The following is a 15,037-nucleotide window of genomic DNA, read 5'->3' as shown; positions in this document are numbered from 1 at the left end:
GATCACGCCACCGCCTTCAACCACCCCAGCAACGCCGCCTGCGCACTCCCCTCCGCCATCGGCGCCGGCGTCAACAGGCAGTAATGCGAACCATCCTCGACGAACCCCATCGGGGCGACCAGCACACCGCTCTCGATGTCGTCGCGCACGAGATGCCACGGCCCGATCGCTACCCCCAGCCCCGCGACGGCCGCCTGCAGGCTGAAGTAGAAATGATCGAACATCTGCACGCGTCCGCTCGCGCCCGGCTGGTTCGCCGCCGCCGCCCACGCGCTCCACGCGTCCGGCCGGGTCCGCGTCTGCAATAGCGCCGCGTCGTGTTTCAACACGCGCCCGCCGCGACGCGCCGCAAACCACGCGCCAACCTTGTCCGGCCGGCAAACCGGTCCGACCCGCTCCGCAAACAGCGGCTCGGCGTGACAACCCGCCGGCCACGCGAAATCGTTGCGACGAATCGCCATGTCGATGCCGCGATCGAACGTGAACGGCCCGCCCGCAGCGGCCAGGTGGATATCGACGCCTGCGTGTCGCGCCTGGAAATCCGGCCAGCGCGGGATCAGCCAGCGCATCAGGAGCGTCGGCTCGCACGACAGCACCCAACGCCGTGCACGAGCAGCCTCGGCGCGCAGTGCGTGCGCGGCGTGACGCATCAGGCCCAGGCCGTCGTGGACGGCCTGGGCCAGCTTGCGGCCCGCTTCGGTCAGGAAGACACGGCGGCTGCGCCGTTCGAACAGCGTCACGCCCAGATCGTCTTCGAGCAGACGCACCGCACGACTGACCGCACCATGAGTCAGGCACAGCTCGTCGGCGGCGCGGCTGAAATTCTCGTGACGCGCCGCCGCCTCGAAACACCGCAACGCCATCAGCGACGGCAGGTTCGTTCGAATCGGTTGTGAGTCAGGCTCACCATTCCGGTCAGAAATCATCGCTTTTCCCGATGAAGTGTGGTTCTTATTATTGTGACATCAACACTTCGATCGGAAGGACAATGCCATGACTGAACTGATAGTTGTAGTCACCATTACGCTACTGGCCGTCATCAGCCCGGGCCCGGACTTCGCGATGGTTACGCGCAACAGCCTGATGCTGTCGCGCCGCGCCGGCGTGCTCACCGCTTTGGGCATCGGGCTCGGCGTGACGGTCCACGTGAGCTATACGCTGCTGGGCGTGGGCCTGCTGATCCGCCAGTCGCTGTGGCTCTTCAATGCCGTCAAGATGGTCGGCGCGCTCTACCTGGTCTACCTCGGCGGGAAGATGCTCATGACGAAGGCGGGCGGCGGGCAACCCGACGCAAAGGTGGCGCCGCTGTCCGACTTCGCCGCACTGCGTACGGGCTTCCTGACCAATGCGCTGAATCCCAAGACCACCGTGTTCATCGTCAGCCTGTTCATGCAGGCAGTCCGGCCCGACACGCCGCTGATCGTGCAGATCGGCTACGGCGCCTTCATCGCGGCAACGCATGCCGGCTGGTTCAGCCTCGTGGCCGTCTGCTTCTCGGCCACGGCGGTCCGGGATCGGCTGCTGTCGCTGCGCCACTGGATCGATCGCACGTTCGGATGCCTGCTCGTGGGCTTCGGCGTCGCGCTCGCCATTGCGCGCGGCGGGCGCTGACCACCGCCGTGTGCGCGCCGCCCGCGCACCGGATGCGCGGCGTGCAGCGTCAGAACGTGCGCGCGAGCGTCCGGGCTTCGTCGATCGCACGGCTACGATCGACCTTGCCGTCGGGTCCGAACAGCGTGCGCTCGACGACGATTCCCGCGACGTCCGTCACGCCCACGAACCTGAGCCACGTTTCCATATACGGACGCTGCAGGTCGAACTCGGCCGCCGGCGTAAACGACCCCGGCGCCTGATAGGCGAGCCCGCGCGCATAGACGACCGCCGCCTTCTTCCCGGCCAGCTTGCCGGCAAAACCCGATGCGTCGAACGTGAACAGCACGTCCTTCTGCGAGATCGCATCGATCAGGTGCTTGAGCTTGTACGGGATGCTGAAATTCCACAGCGGTACGCCGAACAGAAACTTGTCCGCTTCGTGGAACGGCGCCGCGAGCCGTTCGATCTGCTGCCATGCCGCCGCCTGCTCCGGCGTCAACGCCGTGCCGCTCAGTCCGGCATATTTCGCGGCCAGCGCGGCGGCGTCGAATTCGGGCATCGCCAGATCCCAGATGTCGAGCGTCCGGATCTCATGATCGGGATGCGCATGCCGATATGCGTCGAGAAACGCACTGCACACGTCGATGGAGGCCGAGTAGGCCTTGTTGGGTGAGCCTTCGATATAGAGCACGCATGTCATGGAGCCGGTCCGGGTCAGCAGTGACGGCGGCGCGCCGGATGCGCGCTCGCCCACTGCGATTCGCAGCCTATCGGGTCGGCCTATAATCCGGAAACGATATTAATTGATTGAATTAACCCGGATTGGTGATCAATGAGCCTCCCCCTCGACACGGCGCTGCTGCATACGTTCGTTGCGGTCGCCGACGTACGAAGCTTCACCGGTGCCGGCCACCGGCTGAACCTGAGCCAGTCCGCGGTCAGCGCGCAAATCGTTCGCCTGGAAGAACAGGTCGGCCAGGCGCTGCTCGTGCGCAATACGCGCAGCGTCACGCTCACCGCGCATGGCGAGACGCTGCTCGGCTATGCACGCGCGATGCTCAATCTGAGCGAGGAAGCGCGGGCGAGACTCGGAGCGGGTACTGTCGTCGACCTCAAACTGCGGATCGGCGTGTCGGAGGATTTTGCGGATGGCTGGCTGCCTGACCTGATGCGCCGTCATGGCGCCGCGCGGCGCGGCCTGCGGATGGATCTGGTTGTCGACATCGGCGACAACCTGTTTCAGCGGCATGCAAACGGCGAATTCGATCTCGTGATCGGCAGCCGATGCTCGCATTCGGGCCAGGGTGCAACGTTGTGGCAGGAGCCGCTCGCCTGGGCGTTTGCGCGCCACGAGCCGCTTCCGGAAGGCGACGTGCCGCTCGCCTGCTTCCCCGATCCGTGCCCGTACCGCGGCGCCGCCATCAAGGCGCTCGCGCTGGCCGGCATGCCCTACCGGATCGCGTGCGAAAGCCCGAGCGTGACCGGCATCCGGACCTTCGCGCGGGCCGGCATCGCGATCGCCCCGGTGCCGCGCAGCGCGATCGACGACACGCTTCGCGAACTCGGCCCGTCCGAAGGGCTGCCCGAATTGCCGGACATGGAATTCGTGATGATGCACGACGCCCGGATGCCGGCAGCCGTCGAATTCGCCGCGACGATGCTGGACGAGACGGCCGCCCGCACGGGGGCGGGCAAACGCAACCGGGCGTAGCGGAACATAACCCGCATGCGCGAACCCGCACACACCGTGTCCGGATTAATGATCCTAACCAGCGGAATCGAATATCGACGAAAAAGTTGCGTTGATGCGCAACATCTGCCGCAAGCTATAATTCCCGCAGACCACTCGGGGACATGAATTCATGAGTAATGTAACGATTCTTGAATCGCAATTATTCAATTTGTGTCGCGAGGCACTATCCTCGCTGACTTTTTTGAATGTCAATCAGAAGGCAGGCACGTCGACGTTCGAAGCAGATGACCTCATCCCGAAGCTGATTCGTATCCTGAGCCTCGGCAAGCCGCCGAAGCCTGCGTCTACCAGCTCGAACAACGACATGATTGGCTTCTCGCTTTGCACGGCATGGTTCATCATGAAGGTCAGTACGAAACTGGGATCCGGATTCGAACTTCGGACCGAGCTGCACAAGAAAAGCGTTCTCAAGAGCAGTTTCAAAAGCAATATCGAATCTTACGCAAAAAGCGCGAAGATAAAACTCATTCCATCCGAGCTTCTCGTCGACTTTTTCATCAGCCCCGAAGACAAGAAGCACTGCCCCATTCTGACGGCCGAAAGCGAGAGCAAGGAAGATCTCAAATTCCACGATTTGAGCAAACTTCTCTTGACGACGTCTCCTCGCAGAATTTATCTGGCCAACATCGGGTCGTCCAGCATATCCCCGGCGACGAGCGCGATACAGCACATCCTGGACGAAGCCAATGGCGCGGGCATTCTGAATACAGGCGACCAGATCGTCTTCGTCTTGTACGAAAAGAACGGGAAAAATTTCGTCATTCACCTGTTCGACTACGATCAGTACAGGCACCTGTAAAACTTGCGCGGCCCGTCACGGCCGCGCACACGGCGCACGGCCCGGCTCAACGCTTCGCACTCCATTCGATACGCCCACCGGCCGGTTCCCGGCGCCGTCCGAGCAGCGCCGCCAGCGAGACATCCGCAAGCTTGCCGAACGGTGCGCGCAACAGGCTCGGCAGGCTCCAGCGTCCTTGCACGAACACGCCCTTGGCGTGGCTCATCGCACGGAATCCCTCGATGCCGTGATACGCGCCCATCCCGCTCGGCCCGACGCCGCCGAACGGCAAGTCTTCCTGCGCGACGTGCAGGACCGTGTTGTTGATGCCGACGTTGCCCGACGTGGTCCGCCTCAGCAACGTCTCGCAATCGCCGTCCCGTCGACCGAAGTAATACAGCGCCAGCGGCCGCGGGCGCGCGTTCACGTAATCGACGACCTCGTCGATCGTGCGATACGTGCGCACCGGCAGGATCGGCCCGAAGATCTCTTCCTGCATGACCGCCGTGTCGTCGCCTGCGCCGACGATCAGCGTCGGCGCGAGCGTGCGCTTGCGGGTCGCCGCGCTTTGCGGATGGATGCCCGCCTCGATCACGCGCGCGCCTTTGCTGCGCGCTTCGTCGACGAGGCCTTTCAGACGGTCGTAGTGCCGGTCGCTGACGATCGACGTGTAGTCCGGGCTGGTCGGCCCGTTCGGATAGAAACGCGCGACGGCCGCATCGTATTGCGTGACGAACGCGTCCAGATCGTCTTCGTGCACGAGCGCGTAGTCGGGCGCCACGCAGGTCTGTCCGCCGTTCGACAGCTTGCCGAACACGATGCTGGACATCGTCCGGCCATCGACATGCCCTCTCGCGACGATCGCGGGGCTCTTGCCGCCCAGTTCGAGCGTCACCGGCACGAGATTGTCGCTCGCGGCCTTCATCACCTTGCGGCCCACCTGCGTGCTGCCCGTAAACAGCAGATGATCGAACGGCAACCCGCTGAACGCCGCGCCGGCTTCCGGGCCGCCGAGCACGACCGCGACCTCTTCGCTCGGGAACGTGTCGGCGAGCATCCGACGCATCACTTCGCTGGTTCGCGGCGTCAGCTCCGAAGGCTTGAGCATCGCGCGGTTGCCGGCGGCCAGCGCGGTGGCCAGCGGAATGAACGTCAGCGCGAACGGGTAATTCCACGGCGCCATCACACCGATCACGCCCAGCGGCTGGTATGCCACATGCGCTTGCCCGGCGCGATAGAAAAGGCCGACGTGCCGGCGCTGCGGCTTCATGAAGCGGCGCAGGTTGCGTGTCAGGTAGTCGATCGCCTGGATCACGCCGACCAGTTCCATGATCGCGGTCTCGTGGCGCGAGCGATGTCCGAAATCGGCGTTGACCGCCTCCTCCACATCGCGGCGATGCGCCAGCACCACGGCCCGCAACCGCGCGAGCCGCGCCTTGCGCTGCTGCAGGCTCGGCGGCCCCTCGGCCACGAATGCGCTGCGCTGGCGGGCCAGCAACGCCGCCGGATCGATACTCGAGCTGGATTCTGCAGAAACGGCCATGGTGCACCTCGCGAGGTTGCGTCGATGTAGACACTGTCAACTTGCATGCGGCCGATCATAGGACCACAATGTGTTCCTTGTCAACATAGGAGCAATACGATGTCGTCGGATGGGGATGCGGACGCCGGGCAAAAGGCTTATCACCACGGGGATCTGCGTCGCGCGATCATCGAAACGGCACTCGACACACTGCAGGAGCAGCAAGGCTGGCAGTTCACGCTGCGCGAAATCGCGCGGCGCGCGAACGTCAGCCACTCCGCGCCGTACCGGCATTTCCCGGACAAGGCCGCGTTGCTGCACGAGCTCGCGCTGATCGGCTTCGATCGCCTGCGCGACGATCTCGCCGCCTCCGTCGATCCCGCGGCGAATGCACCGGACGTGCTGCTGGCGCTCGCCTATGCCCATCTCGCGTTCGGGAAACGCAACCCGGATCTGTATCGGCTGATGTTTGCCGCGGATGCCGGGGAGCCGTCGGATATCCATCTCGATCCGCGCGTGCAGGCGCCGTTCCTGCTGGTCGTCGACATCCTGGAGCACGGGCATCGCGCCGGCACGATCCGCCCGCGCCCGGCGCTCGGCCAGGCGACCGCGTGCTGGGCGCATCTCCACGGCCTGACGATGCTCGCGATCGACGGGCGGCTGGTGCGCGAGAAAGTCGGCGATCACGCGATCGAGGATGCGCTGACCACGTTGCTGGACGGGCTCGTGATGCCCGAGAAGCCCGCCCGGGCGGCCAAGGCGAAAAAGCCTTGACCTTGAACTTCGCTTAAAGGTTATGGTTTGCCTCGGCAGCGTATCGAGGCCAGGGGTATGTGTCCTGCCAACCGACAATCCGGCGGTGCGTCGCAGACGTCCGCCCGTGGCCGATCAAACGGAGCCCGCATCATGACCAAGCGAATCCTTCACGTCGTCAGCAATGTCGCGCACTACGCCGATCCGTCGCAGCCGACCGGCCTGTGGCTGTCCGAACTGACCCACGCCCATGAGATCTTCGCGGCGAAAGGCTATGCGCAGCAGCTCGTGAGCCCGAAAGGCGGCGTGTCGCCGCTGGAGCCGCGCTCGCTCAAATGGCCGCATGCCGACGCCGCGTCGAAGGCATGGCGCGCCGACAAGGCCAACGAGGCGCTGCTCGCGAACACGGCCCGCCCGGACGAGATCGATCCGGCCGGCTTCGATGCGATCTACTTCACCGGCGGCCATGCGGTCATGTGGGACTATCCGGACGATGCGGGGCTGCAGCGGCTCACGCGCGAGATCTACGAGCGCGGCGGCGTCGTGTCGTCGGTCTGTCATGGCTATTGCGGGCTGCTGAACACGATGCTGTCGGACGGCTCGCTGCTGGTCGCCGGACGCCGGATCACCGGCTATTCGTGGTTGGAGGAAATCCTGGCAGGCGTCGCGAAGAAGGTGCCCTACAACGTCGAGCAGCAGATGCAGCAGCGTGGTGCGCGCTACGAGAAGGCACTGCTGCCGTTCACGTCGAACGTCGTCGTCGACGGCCGCCTCGTGACCGGCCAGAACCCGCAATCGGCGAAGGCAACGGCCGACCAGGTCGTCGCGCTGCTGTCGCGCGACGCACCGGCGGCCGCCTAACGGCCGGTGGTCCTGCGCAAAGCCGGGTCGTCGCGAGCGTCGGCGGCTTCAGCATCGCCAGCGTCCGCCGCACGCGCGGACGGGAGGCGCGACAGCAGCGTTTTCGCATTGGTTGCGCAATCGACGGTATCCGGTTTCGCGCCGATCCCGGCGATCAGCGCGATGACGTGCGCCTTGCTGTGCGCGAGCCGCACCTCCAGCGCCTCGATGTCCTGCACCTTGCGGCAGAGCGCGTCGAGCAACGCACCGCATTGCCACTGGGCGAAGTCGGACGGTATCAGCGTGCGAATCTCGTCCAGGCTGAAATCCGCTTTCTGCGCCGTCGTGATCAGATCGAGCGCCGTCACCGCTTCCGGCGGATAGGTGCGATAGCCGTTCGCTTCGCGCTCGACGAGCGTCAACAGACCGATGCGCTCGTAGAAACGGATGCGCGAAGGGGTCAGGCCGGTGCGTTCCGCCAGTTCCCCGATCTTCATGTTCCGATACTCCCCGGCCGGCCCGCAGCCGACCATCTGCCTCGCCCTGACGTCAGGTTGTCTCCTCACGTTGATTCGTCATCCGATCTTTATCCTTTCCCTTGAAAAAGCCGACGGGGTTCGCTCAGATCACCTCGAAACGCAACCCCGCATGACGAACCAGACGCGCGATATAGCGTTCGTCGAACATCGTCGCGGGCGTCCAGAAACCGCCACCGCGCCCGGTCTTGACGCCGTCGCTGCCGCAATCGAGCGCGAGACTGATCGCAGCCTGCCCGAGCATCTTGCCGGTGGAGCCATAGCCCGGATCGCGGTCGCCCGTGACTTTCACGCGCAAGGTCCGCCCGTCGTCGGCGCGGCCGAAGAAACGTATGTCGTAGCGGCCGGCCTGCTGGGCCTCGGCGCTCGGCCCTTCGCCGGGCTTCGGCAGCAGGAAGCGCTCCATCAGGCTGCGCACCGGCTTGACGAGAACCCCCACCATGAACGCGCCGAGTCCGGCCACCATCGTCAGCGCGGTCAGCCGGCCCTTGAGGCCGGTACCCGTCATCACGGCCTCGTCGTAGGTGAAGCGGCTGCCGTACGCATTGCCCGCCAGCGCATTGGAGCGGTGCACGACACGCTCGTTGATCGCCGCCATCACGAACGGCGCGATCCATGTGTCGCTGTCGCGATCGAATTCTGCGGATCGAACCGCATGCTGCCGCACCGTGAAGCGATGCCCCTGCGGGCACAGCGAATACGGATCGAGCAGTTCCCTGCGCAACGCCGGATCGGCCGCCGCTTCCCGCACGACGTTGATCACGCTTGCCACGGTGCCGCCCGACGCCCCACCCTTCAGCGTGCGGACCCGCATCTTCACATGGGTGGCCGGCGCGTCCCACTGCTGCCGCGCCTGTTGCTGCAGGAAGAAAACGCCCATGTCCGACGGCACCGAATCGAAGCCGCAGCAATGCACGATGCGCGCGCCCGATTGCCGGGCCGCGGGCTCGTACTTGTCGATCATCCGTTTGATCCACTGCGTCTCGCCGGTCAGGTCGCAGTAATCGGTGCCGGTTTGCGCGCAGACCCTGACCAGCGGCTCGCCGTAAAGCGCGTACGGCCCGACGGTCGACACGACCACCCGCGTTTGCGCACACAGCGCCCGAAGCTGCGCTTCGTCGGCCGCGTCGGCGACGATGATCGGCACCGACTGCCCGGCCGCCCCGAGCGCGTCCCTCACCTGCCCGAGCTTCGCCTGGGACCGGCCCGCAATGGCCCAGCGCAGCGTCTCGCCATGATCCGACAGGTAGTCGGACAGGTAGCGGGTCAGGATCTGACCGACAAAACTGGTGGCGCCGAATACGACGAGATCGTAGGTCGGTTGGGGCATGGACGACTCCTTCGGCGCGCGCGGGTCGCGCGCATTCGTATCGTTAGCGGGGCTTTCCGGGTTCATCGAACGTCTTCAAAGGCGTCGGCAGGTTCAGGACCAGCTGAGCGTCCTTGACCACATCCAGACGCACGATGGTGGACGCGCCCAGCCCGTCGAGCAACTGGCTCAGCGGCCCGCCGTGCCGAACCAGTTCGACGTTGCGCGGCAACAGGCGCTGCGCGAACGACAGCATGTTGGTCTGCACCGACGACTGGTGCCATTCGCCGTCGATACGGTTGACCATCGTCGTCGTGCCCATGTGCGATTGCGACGGCACGCTGGTCAGCGCCGGCGACGGCACGCTCAGGCTCAGGTCCGTCCGGCCGTCCGGGCCGGCAATGCGCGCACGGGCGGTGGCACCGATGGTCACGTCGATATCGGCGAGCCATTTCGGCAACCGATACCCGTGTACGCCGCGCACCCGCGCGATGTCCGTCGTGACCGGCAGCGCCAGCACGTGTGCGACGAAACTGCGGCGCCGCATCGAGTCGATCAGCTCGAGCGCATGCGACCCTTTCGCACCCGGCCGGCGGATCACCACCGCGACGGATACTTCGTCATACGGATCGTTGTCGCAGACCGAATACGAAAAGAACGTCAGTGCGACGAGCCCGTACCCGGGGAGCGCCCGCAGCGGTTCGAGCGGCGCGGGCAGCGTGGTCCGCAGGCGTTCGAGCGGCGCGAGGAACAACAGCTGGATGCTGCTGGAACGGTAATAGAAGTTCGGCGCCCAGGTCGGCCCCACCCGCGAAGCCACCTGACGCTTCGGAATCCGGCGGAAAAAATCGATGTTCCCGGCTGCGGGGTCGCGCGCCACCTCGTTCAGGTCCGGATTCATCCGGAACCGGTCGTAGTACCCGCCCTCGAGCACGTCGACCGTATGCGGCCCGAATTCGACCTGTGTAAAGCGCCTGTCCATGTTCGTTGCCTCCCGTCGATGATCGATCGTGGCAGGCAACACCCGAAGCCTGCTGATTCACTGTCGTCAGCAGCACTCTAAGCTTTAAGTCAACTTTAAGGTCAAGGCGACGAATAGAGGAACATGTCGGACTTCGCCTGCGCGGCGTTCCGGCGGCCGGCGCCGGATCATGTGGCCGCCGTGCGGCGCCCCTTGCCACGGATCGACACCATGCCCAATCGCGAAGGCGCGACATCGTCGCAAGGTGTCATCCGGTACGGGTGGCGGCAAGGCATGATGGGCATCGCCAGGACGCACCGTGACGGCATCGTCACGTTCTCGCAGACCGCCTTCACCGACGACCTGAAAAGCACCACGATTCGCGTTCTCGCGATGCATGGCGACGACGGCCCGATCTTTCCGTATGCCGATCCGGTCTCTTGCCGGCGAAGCTGGCGAGGAACAGCACGCCGAAGGTCCATGCGGGCTTCCCGCACGGCATGCCCACGTCCCGCGCCGACACGATCAACGCCGATTTGCCCGCGTTCATCCGCAGCTGAACGCTGCGCATGCCGGCGCGGCCTTCAGCCCGGGACGCAGGTTGAAGGCCGCCCTGCATGGCCGGCGAACACGGCTAGCTGATTTCACGAAGAAAATCGGGAACCGCTTCCCCGATCGACGCCAGGTACGCCGCCATCGCACCGGCCACCTTGCGCACGGCGGGACGCGCCGTCATCCGCTCACGCCACGCGAGCAGGTTGGGGGTCTCACCGGTCATCAGCGCGCCTTTGCGCGCGCCGAACAACTGCGCCATGTAGAACGCGATATCGGCAAAGGAGTAGGCTTCGGCGAGAAATTCGCGATCCGCGAGCACGTGCTCCATGCGCCGGTAGTATTGCGCCGCTGCGGCACGCGCGGCCTGTGCCGCCGGATCGTCCGGCGCGTCTTCCAGCCCCATCAGCCGGACGATGTGCGGAAAATACACTTCGTCGCTGCCGTGTTCGAGCTGACGCGCAACGGCGCGCGCCGCCGGACGCGCCGGCCACAATGCAGGCGCCGGTTTCAGATCCTCGAAATACTCGAAGATTTGCGTGGAATCGAAAATCTCCAGCTCGCCGTCGATCAGCACCGGCACCTGGCGCTTCGGGTTGACGCGCAATACGTCCGGATGCCTGGGTTCGTAGCCGCGCTGCTGACTGAACGGCACCATCACCCGCTCGAAATCGATGCCCTTCTCGTGCGCCGCAATCTCGACCTTGGCGCCGAACATGCTCAGCGGTCCTGACAGGATCTTCATGGTTTGTCCTTCGCTTCGATGGAACGGATCGGGGATGCGGCAAAGCATAAGCCTGAAAACATGACACCTGATGTCATGTATTTGGAGTAACGTGCTGTGAATGAAAGCGAGCCGCCTGTTGTCGATCCTGATGATGCTGCAAGCGCGCGGCCGGATGACCGCGCCTGCGCTGGCCGAAGCGCTGGAAGTGTCCGAGCGCACGATCCTGCGCGATATCGACCAGCTCTCCACGGCCGGCGTGCCGATCTGGGGCGATCGCGGCCGTAACGGCGGATTTCAGCTGCGCGACGGCTGGAGCACCGATCTCACGGGGCTCACCGAGCACGAAGCGCATGCGCTGATTCTCGCGGGCCTGCCCGGTCCGGCGGGCGAACTCGGCCTCGACGGCATGGCGGCCTCCGCGCGGTTGAAAATGATGGCGAGCCTGCCGCCGGGCTCGCGCGAGCAGGCCGACCGCGTCGCCAGCCGGCTGCATATCGATACCGTCGACTGGTACCGCGCGCAGGAGACGCCCGAATTTCTGCGCGAAGTCGCCGATGCGGTGTGGGGTGCGTATCGAATCGACGTGACATACCAGAGCTGGCGCGGCGTATCCCGCCGTGCACTCGAGCCGCTCGGCCTCGTGCTCAAGGGCGGCGCGTGGTACCTGATTGCCCGGGTGGCCGGCAAGCCCGGCGCGCTCACCTTCCGGCTGGCGAACGTTCTCGAACTCGACGCAACGCGCCGCCGTTTCAAGCGCCCCGCCCGGTTCGATCTGGCCACGCACTGGCGTGACGCGATGAGCCGGTACGAAGCCGACCTCCACCGGCTGACCGCCCATATCGCAGTATCGCCGCGCGGCGAAACCTGGCTGGCCAACGAGCGGGTCAACGCCACGCCGGTTTCGCCGGATGCAGGCAACGCAGCGGTGCCGCCAGGATGGAAAGCGTTCCTGATGCCGATCGAATCGATCGAGCACGGCGCGCGCAAGCTGCTGGGGTACGGCACGCACGTGAAGATCTTCGGGCCGCAGGCGCTGAAGGATCAATTCATCGACGAGTTGTCGCAGATGAAGGCGCTTTATCGATCGGGCGGCGATTGACGTAATGCGTCGAGGCCTTTGCCGGCGCAGCGACGACACGGCTGCCCGCTCTTGAGAGCGCGGCGTCCGTCAGGCCTGGATCGTTTCGGGCACCTGCCGCACGCAGCGCAGTCGCAATCTTCCGGTACGCAACGTGATTGGCTGACGACGGCGGATCGCAACGCAGCAGATTGCCGGCGCCCGACGCATCGCGAATATCCGAAGCAGCCGCGCGATCAGCGCGCGGCGTGCCTCCCGAATCAACGGAATCGTTCAGACGACGAGTAAGTTCTGGTGTGATGGTAACTGCCGGCAACCAGCACGGAGCCATCGTTCAACAGCGTAGCCGTATGCATGGATCGCGGATCGCTCATATTGGCAATTGCAGCCCAGTTTCCTGTTGCCGGATCGAACACTTCCGCCGACGTTCCGTTCCCTTCGTAGCTGGCGTCATAGTTGCCCGTGACGACGACGCGCCCGTCCGGAAGACGTGTGGTCTGGGAATCGCGGCGTGGCATGACCATCGGTCCCGTCAGCGTCCAGACTCCGGTGACCGGGTCGTACTGTTCGGCCGTGAGCGACGAACTGTTTCCTCCAACCACCAGCACCTTGCCGGTTGACAGCATCGTTGCGGTCGGCGTGGATCGCTGCACGTGCATGTCGCGAACCAATGTCCATTTACCGCTGGGCGCGTCATAAATCTCGGCCGTGGCCGTGACACCCGCCGTACTGCTTCCGCCGGCCACCAGCACTTTTCCTCCAGGCAGGAGCGTTGCGATGTGATGCGCACGTGCGATGTTCAGGCTACCGGCCGTCGTCCATGTCCGGCTGACCGGGTCGAACAACTCTGCCTCGGCAACGAAGGTACCGAAATCGCCTTCCTCGATACCGCCGACGACCAGCACCCTGCCGTCCGGCATCAGCGTCGATGTCGCCAGGTGCCGTCCGCGCTTCATGTTGCCGACCGGCGTCCACCCTCCGGTTGCCGGATCGTACAGCTCCGCCGTGCGAGTCGTTTCACCACCTGTCACATACCTGCCGCCGGCAACCAGCACGCTTCCATTGTCCAGCCTGGTTGCGGTGTGCTCCGTACGAGCAGTCTGCATTTTCCCCGCACGCGCCCATACGCCGTTGGCCGGGTTGAATCGTTCTGCAGAGCTGAGTACGCCGCTCAGTCCGGACCCACCTGCTACCAGAACTTCGCCATTGGACAGCAACGTTGCAGTATGCGACGCTCGCCCCTCAAAAAGATTACCGCCCGGCAACCATTCACCGCTCGCCACAGGGATCACGGAAATTTCGAGCGGCGCCTGCACCGTGCCTGCACTATTGCTTCCCGAAACAACATAGGCCGTCGGAACCTGGGCGTTCGCCGGCGTCCCGCTGATCGCGCCCGTCTGCGCATTCAGACTGAGCCCTGTCGGCAATGCCGGGGATACCGCGTACCGCGCAATGTTGCCGCCGGTCGATTGCGGCAAATTCGGCGTGATCACCTGACCGACCGTATAAGAGACGGTTCGACTCGAGTACTCCAGATGCACCGGTGGTGCAATTGCCGCACGCACCTCAAGTGTGACTTGCGCCGTCACGTTACCCGCACTGTTGCTGCCGGTTACCCTGTAAGACACGGGGCCCGAGACGGTTGCCGGCGTTCCGCCGATCTCCCCCGTCACGGGATCGAGCACGAGCCCGCCAGGCAATGCCGGCGATATCGTGAACTGCGCGATCCTGCCGCCAGACGTGGCAGGTACGATGCCCGTGACAGCTTGTCCGGCAGTGAAGATCATGGATGGATTCTGGTAGGCAAGCGTCGCAGGAGCGGCCGTTATCGCCTTGACCTCGATCTGCAGCCGCGCAGTGACGCTTCCCTGAGCGTTGCTGCCTGTCACCGTGTAAATTGCGCTCGGCGTGGCCGCGACGGGCGCGCCGTTCACCACGCCGGTCTGTTGATCCAGGACGAGTCCGTCTGGAAGCGCCGGCGATACGCTGTATGTTGAGATCGGACCGCCACTGCTGGACGGGAGGTTCGGCGTGATCTTTTCGCCCGGCGAATATACGGCCGACGGCGTGGAGTAGGAAAGACCGGCGGGAGACACAACGGCACTGCCACTCATGTGCGACACATCCTGATTGCCCGGCCCGCCGTCACCGCCACAACCGGCCACGGACGTGGCAAACACCAGGCAGCACCCCAACCAGAATCCCTGTCTGAACGAAATCACGATTCCCTTCCCCCGAAAGTGGACACACGCTCTCATTTAATTAGTTTTACAGATTAATCAGGATTTCATTTTTCTTCAAAACCCGATCAATGCAAGTGCAAGCGTGTCGACAAGGATCGCAAAACGAAGTGGTCGGCTTCAAACCTCGCCGCCAGCGCTGCCCTGGCACTATGCCGGCGAAGATTACCAGAAATTTTCAAAAATATTACGATGTTAAATGTTAAATAACATGATGTGCGGCTTACCAGGTGCCATCGTCTGTTGGATGAGCCCGGAAGGAATCTCCGATGTCCGGCGCGCTTTCCCGTTGCGACTCGGGGAACCGCAATACGTGGCCGCAACGAATCTCACCGTCAAGCGGCCGCGCAAGCAATTTAACGGCTTGCTTCTCCGGACAGCCGCCAGTCCGTGAC

General features: G+C 64.5%; 14 protein-coding genes and 1 pseudogene. 7 read left to right on the top strand and 8 right to left on the bottom strand.

Going from position 1 to position 15,037, the window contains the following annotated elements:
- Positions 1-2: 2 nt before the first annotated feature.
- Complete coding sequence (locus OHZ10_RS38130) at positions 3-926, bottom strand: LysR family transcriptional regulator (RefSeq protein ID WP_342706247.1); 924 nt, start codon at positions 924-926, stop codon at positions 3-5.
- 67 nt (positions 927-993) lie between these two features.
- Here OHZ10_RS38130 and OHZ10_RS38125 point away from each other — a divergent pair, with 67 nt between their 5' ends.
- Positions 994-1,611 (top strand): LysE family translocator, encoded by a 618-nt coding sequence (locus OHZ10_RS38125; RefSeq protein WP_174992298.1) that lies wholly within the window; start codon positions 994-996, stop codon positions 1,609-1,611.
- 49 nt (positions 1,612-1,660) lie between these two features.
- On the opposite strand, the gene OHZ10_RS38120 is transcribed toward OHZ10_RS38125, so the two are convergent.
- Positions 1,661-2,293, bottom strand: coding sequence for an FMN-dependent NADH-azoreductase (locus tag OHZ10_RS38120; RefSeq protein WP_059242414.1), 633 nt, complete (start codon positions 2,291-2,293; stop codon positions 1,661-1,663).
- 132 nt (positions 2,294-2,425) lie between these two features.
- Here OHZ10_RS38120 and OHZ10_RS38115 point away from each other — a divergent pair, with 132 nt between their 5' ends.
- A complete protein-coding gene (locus OHZ10_RS38115) occupies positions 2,426-3,304 on the top strand; it encodes a LysR substrate-binding domain-containing protein (protein ID WP_059241291.1) in 879 nt (292 codons plus the stop codon).
- Positions 3,305-3,455: 151 nt separating this feature from the next.
- A complete protein-coding gene (locus OHZ10_RS38110; RefSeq protein ID WP_342706246.1) occupies positions 3,456-4,145 on the top strand; it encodes a hypothetical protein in 690 nt (229 codons plus the stop codon).
- A 46-nt stretch (positions 4,146-4,191) separates the two neighbouring features.
- On the opposite strand, the gene OHZ10_RS38105 is transcribed toward OHZ10_RS38110, so the two are convergent.
- Entirely contained in the window at positions 4,192-5,667 is a 1,476-nt protein-coding gene (locus OHZ10_RS38105; protein ID WP_256087726.1) for a coniferyl aldehyde dehydrogenase, read from the bottom strand.
- Positions 5,668-5,766: 99 nt separating this feature from the next.
- Between OHZ10_RS38105 and OHZ10_RS38100 the strand changes: the two genes are divergently transcribed.
- Positions 5,767-6,420, top strand: a complete 654-nt coding sequence (locus OHZ10_RS38100) for a TetR/AcrR family transcriptional regulator (RefSeq protein WP_059241288.1) — start codon at positions 5,767-5,769, stop codon at positions 6,418-6,420.
- 132 nt (positions 6,421-6,552) lie between these two features.
- Positions 6,553-7,260, top strand: coding sequence for a type 1 glutamine amidotransferase domain-containing protein (locus OHZ10_RS38095; protein WP_340625876.1), 708 nt, complete (start codon positions 6,553-6,555; stop codon positions 7,258-7,260).
- On the opposite strand, the gene OHZ10_RS38090 is transcribed toward OHZ10_RS38095, so the two are convergent.
- The 3 genes from OHZ10_RS38090 to OHZ10_RS38080 all read right to left on the bottom strand — a co-directional run bounded on the left by OHZ10_RS38090 (position 7,257) and on the right by OHZ10_RS38080 (position 10,066).
- Positions 7,257-7,736, bottom strand: coding sequence for a MerR family transcriptional regulator (locus OHZ10_RS38090; RefSeq protein WP_342706245.1), 480 nt, complete (start codon positions 7,734-7,736; stop codon positions 7,257-7,259). The two genes, OHZ10_RS38095 and OHZ10_RS38090, sit on opposite strands and share 4 nt — an antisense overlap.
- Positions 7,737-7,860: 124 nt before the next feature.
- A complete protein-coding gene (locus tag OHZ10_RS38085; protein WP_342706244.1) occupies positions 7,861-9,105 on the bottom strand; it encodes a saccharopine dehydrogenase family protein in 1,245 nt (414 codons plus the stop codon).
- 43 nt (positions 9,106-9,148) lie between these two features.
- Entirely contained in the window at positions 9,149-10,066 is a 918-nt protein-coding gene (locus tag OHZ10_RS38080; protein WP_342706243.1) for an acetoacetate decarboxylase family protein, read from the bottom strand.
- A 216-nt stretch (positions 10,067-10,282) separates the two neighbouring features.
- Here OHZ10_RS38080 and OHZ10_RS38075 point away from each other — a divergent pair.
- Positions 10,283-10,605, top strand: a pseudogene (locus OHZ10_RS38075) (alpha/beta fold hydrolase); the annotation flags it as partial.
- Between the two features lie 74 nt (positions 10,606-10,679).
- On the opposite strand, the gene OHZ10_RS38070 reads toward OHZ10_RS38075, so the two are convergent.
- Positions 10,680-11,342: a glutathione S-transferase family protein gene (locus OHZ10_RS38070; protein WP_342706242.1), complete on the bottom strand. Its 663-nt coding sequence runs from the start codon at positions 11,340-11,342 to the stop codon at positions 10,680-10,682.
- A gap of 100 nt (positions 11,343-11,442) precedes the next feature.
- Here OHZ10_RS38070 and OHZ10_RS38065 point away from each other — a divergent pair, with 100 nt between their 5' ends.
- Positions 11,443-12,423 (top strand): helix-turn-helix transcriptional regulator, encoded by a 981-nt coding sequence (locus OHZ10_RS38065; RefSeq protein ID WP_059241282.1) that lies wholly within the window; start codon positions 11,443-11,445, stop codon positions 12,421-12,423.
- A 239-nt stretch (positions 12,424-12,662) separates the two neighbouring features.
- On the opposite strand, the gene OHZ10_RS38060 is transcribed toward OHZ10_RS38065, so the two are convergent.
- Positions 12,663-14,624 (bottom strand): Kelch repeat-containing protein, encoded by a 1,962-nt coding sequence (locus OHZ10_RS38060; RefSeq protein WP_342706241.1) that lies wholly within the window; start codon positions 14,622-14,624, stop codon positions 12,663-12,665.
- Positions 14,625-15,037: the final 413 nt, after the last annotated feature.

The sequence above is a fragment of the Burkholderia arboris genome (genome assembly GCF_038723655.1).
GTDB lineage: Bacteria > Pseudomonadota > Gammaproteobacteria > Burkholderiales > Burkholderiaceae > Burkholderia > Burkholderia arboris.
This window is presented reverse-complemented; position numbering and strand designations above follow the sequence as displayed.

Coding starts and splice junctions, on each gene's coding strand:
- OHZ10_RS38070 (WP_342706242.1), bottom strand. CDS start 11,342: ATGAAGATCCTGTCAGGACCGCTGAGCATGTTCGGCGCCAAGGTCGAG.
- OHZ10_RS38100 (WP_059241288.1), top strand. CDS start 5,767: ATGTCGTCGGATGGGGATGCGGACGCCGGGCAAAAGGCTTATCACCAC.
- OHZ10_RS38115 (WP_059241291.1), top strand. CDS start 2,426: ATGAGCCTCCCCCTCGACACGGCGCTGCTGCATACGTTCGTTGCGGTC.
- OHZ10_RS38125 (WP_174992298.1), top strand. CDS start 994: ATGACTGAACTGATAGTTGTAGTCACCATTACGCTACTGGCCGTCATC.
- OHZ10_RS38065 (WP_059241282.1), top strand. CDS start 11,443: ATGAAAGCGAGCCGCCTGTTGTCGATCCTGATGATGCTGCAAGCGCGC.
- OHZ10_RS38080 (WP_342706243.1), bottom strand. CDS start 10,066: ATGGACAGGCGCTTTACACAGGTCGAATTCGGGCCGCATACGGTCGAC.
- OHZ10_RS38095 (WP_340625876.1), top strand. CDS start 6,553: ATGACCAAGCGAATCCTTCACGTCGTCAGCAATGTCGCGCACTACGCC.
- OHZ10_RS38130 (WP_342706247.1), bottom strand. CDS start 926: ATGATTTCTGACCGGAATGGTGAGCCTGACTCACAACCGATTCGAACG.
- OHZ10_RS38085 (WP_342706244.1), bottom strand. CDS start 9,105: ATGCCCCAACCGACCTACGATCTCGTCGTATTCGGCGCCACCAGTTTT.
- OHZ10_RS38105 (WP_256087726.1), bottom strand. CDS start 5,667: ATGGCCGTTTCTGCAGAATCCAGCTCGAGTATCGATCCGGCGGCGTTG.
- OHZ10_RS38110 (WP_342706246.1), top strand. CDS start 3,456: ATGAGTAATGTAACGATTCTTGAATCGCAATTATTCAATTTGTGTCGC.
- OHZ10_RS38120 (WP_059242414.1), bottom strand. CDS start 2,293: ATGACATGCGTGCTCTATATCGAAGGCTCACCCAACAAGGCCTACTCG.
- OHZ10_RS38090 (WP_342706245.1), bottom strand. CDS start 7,736: ATGAAGATCGGGGAACTGGCGGAACGCACCGGCCTGACCCCTTCGCGC.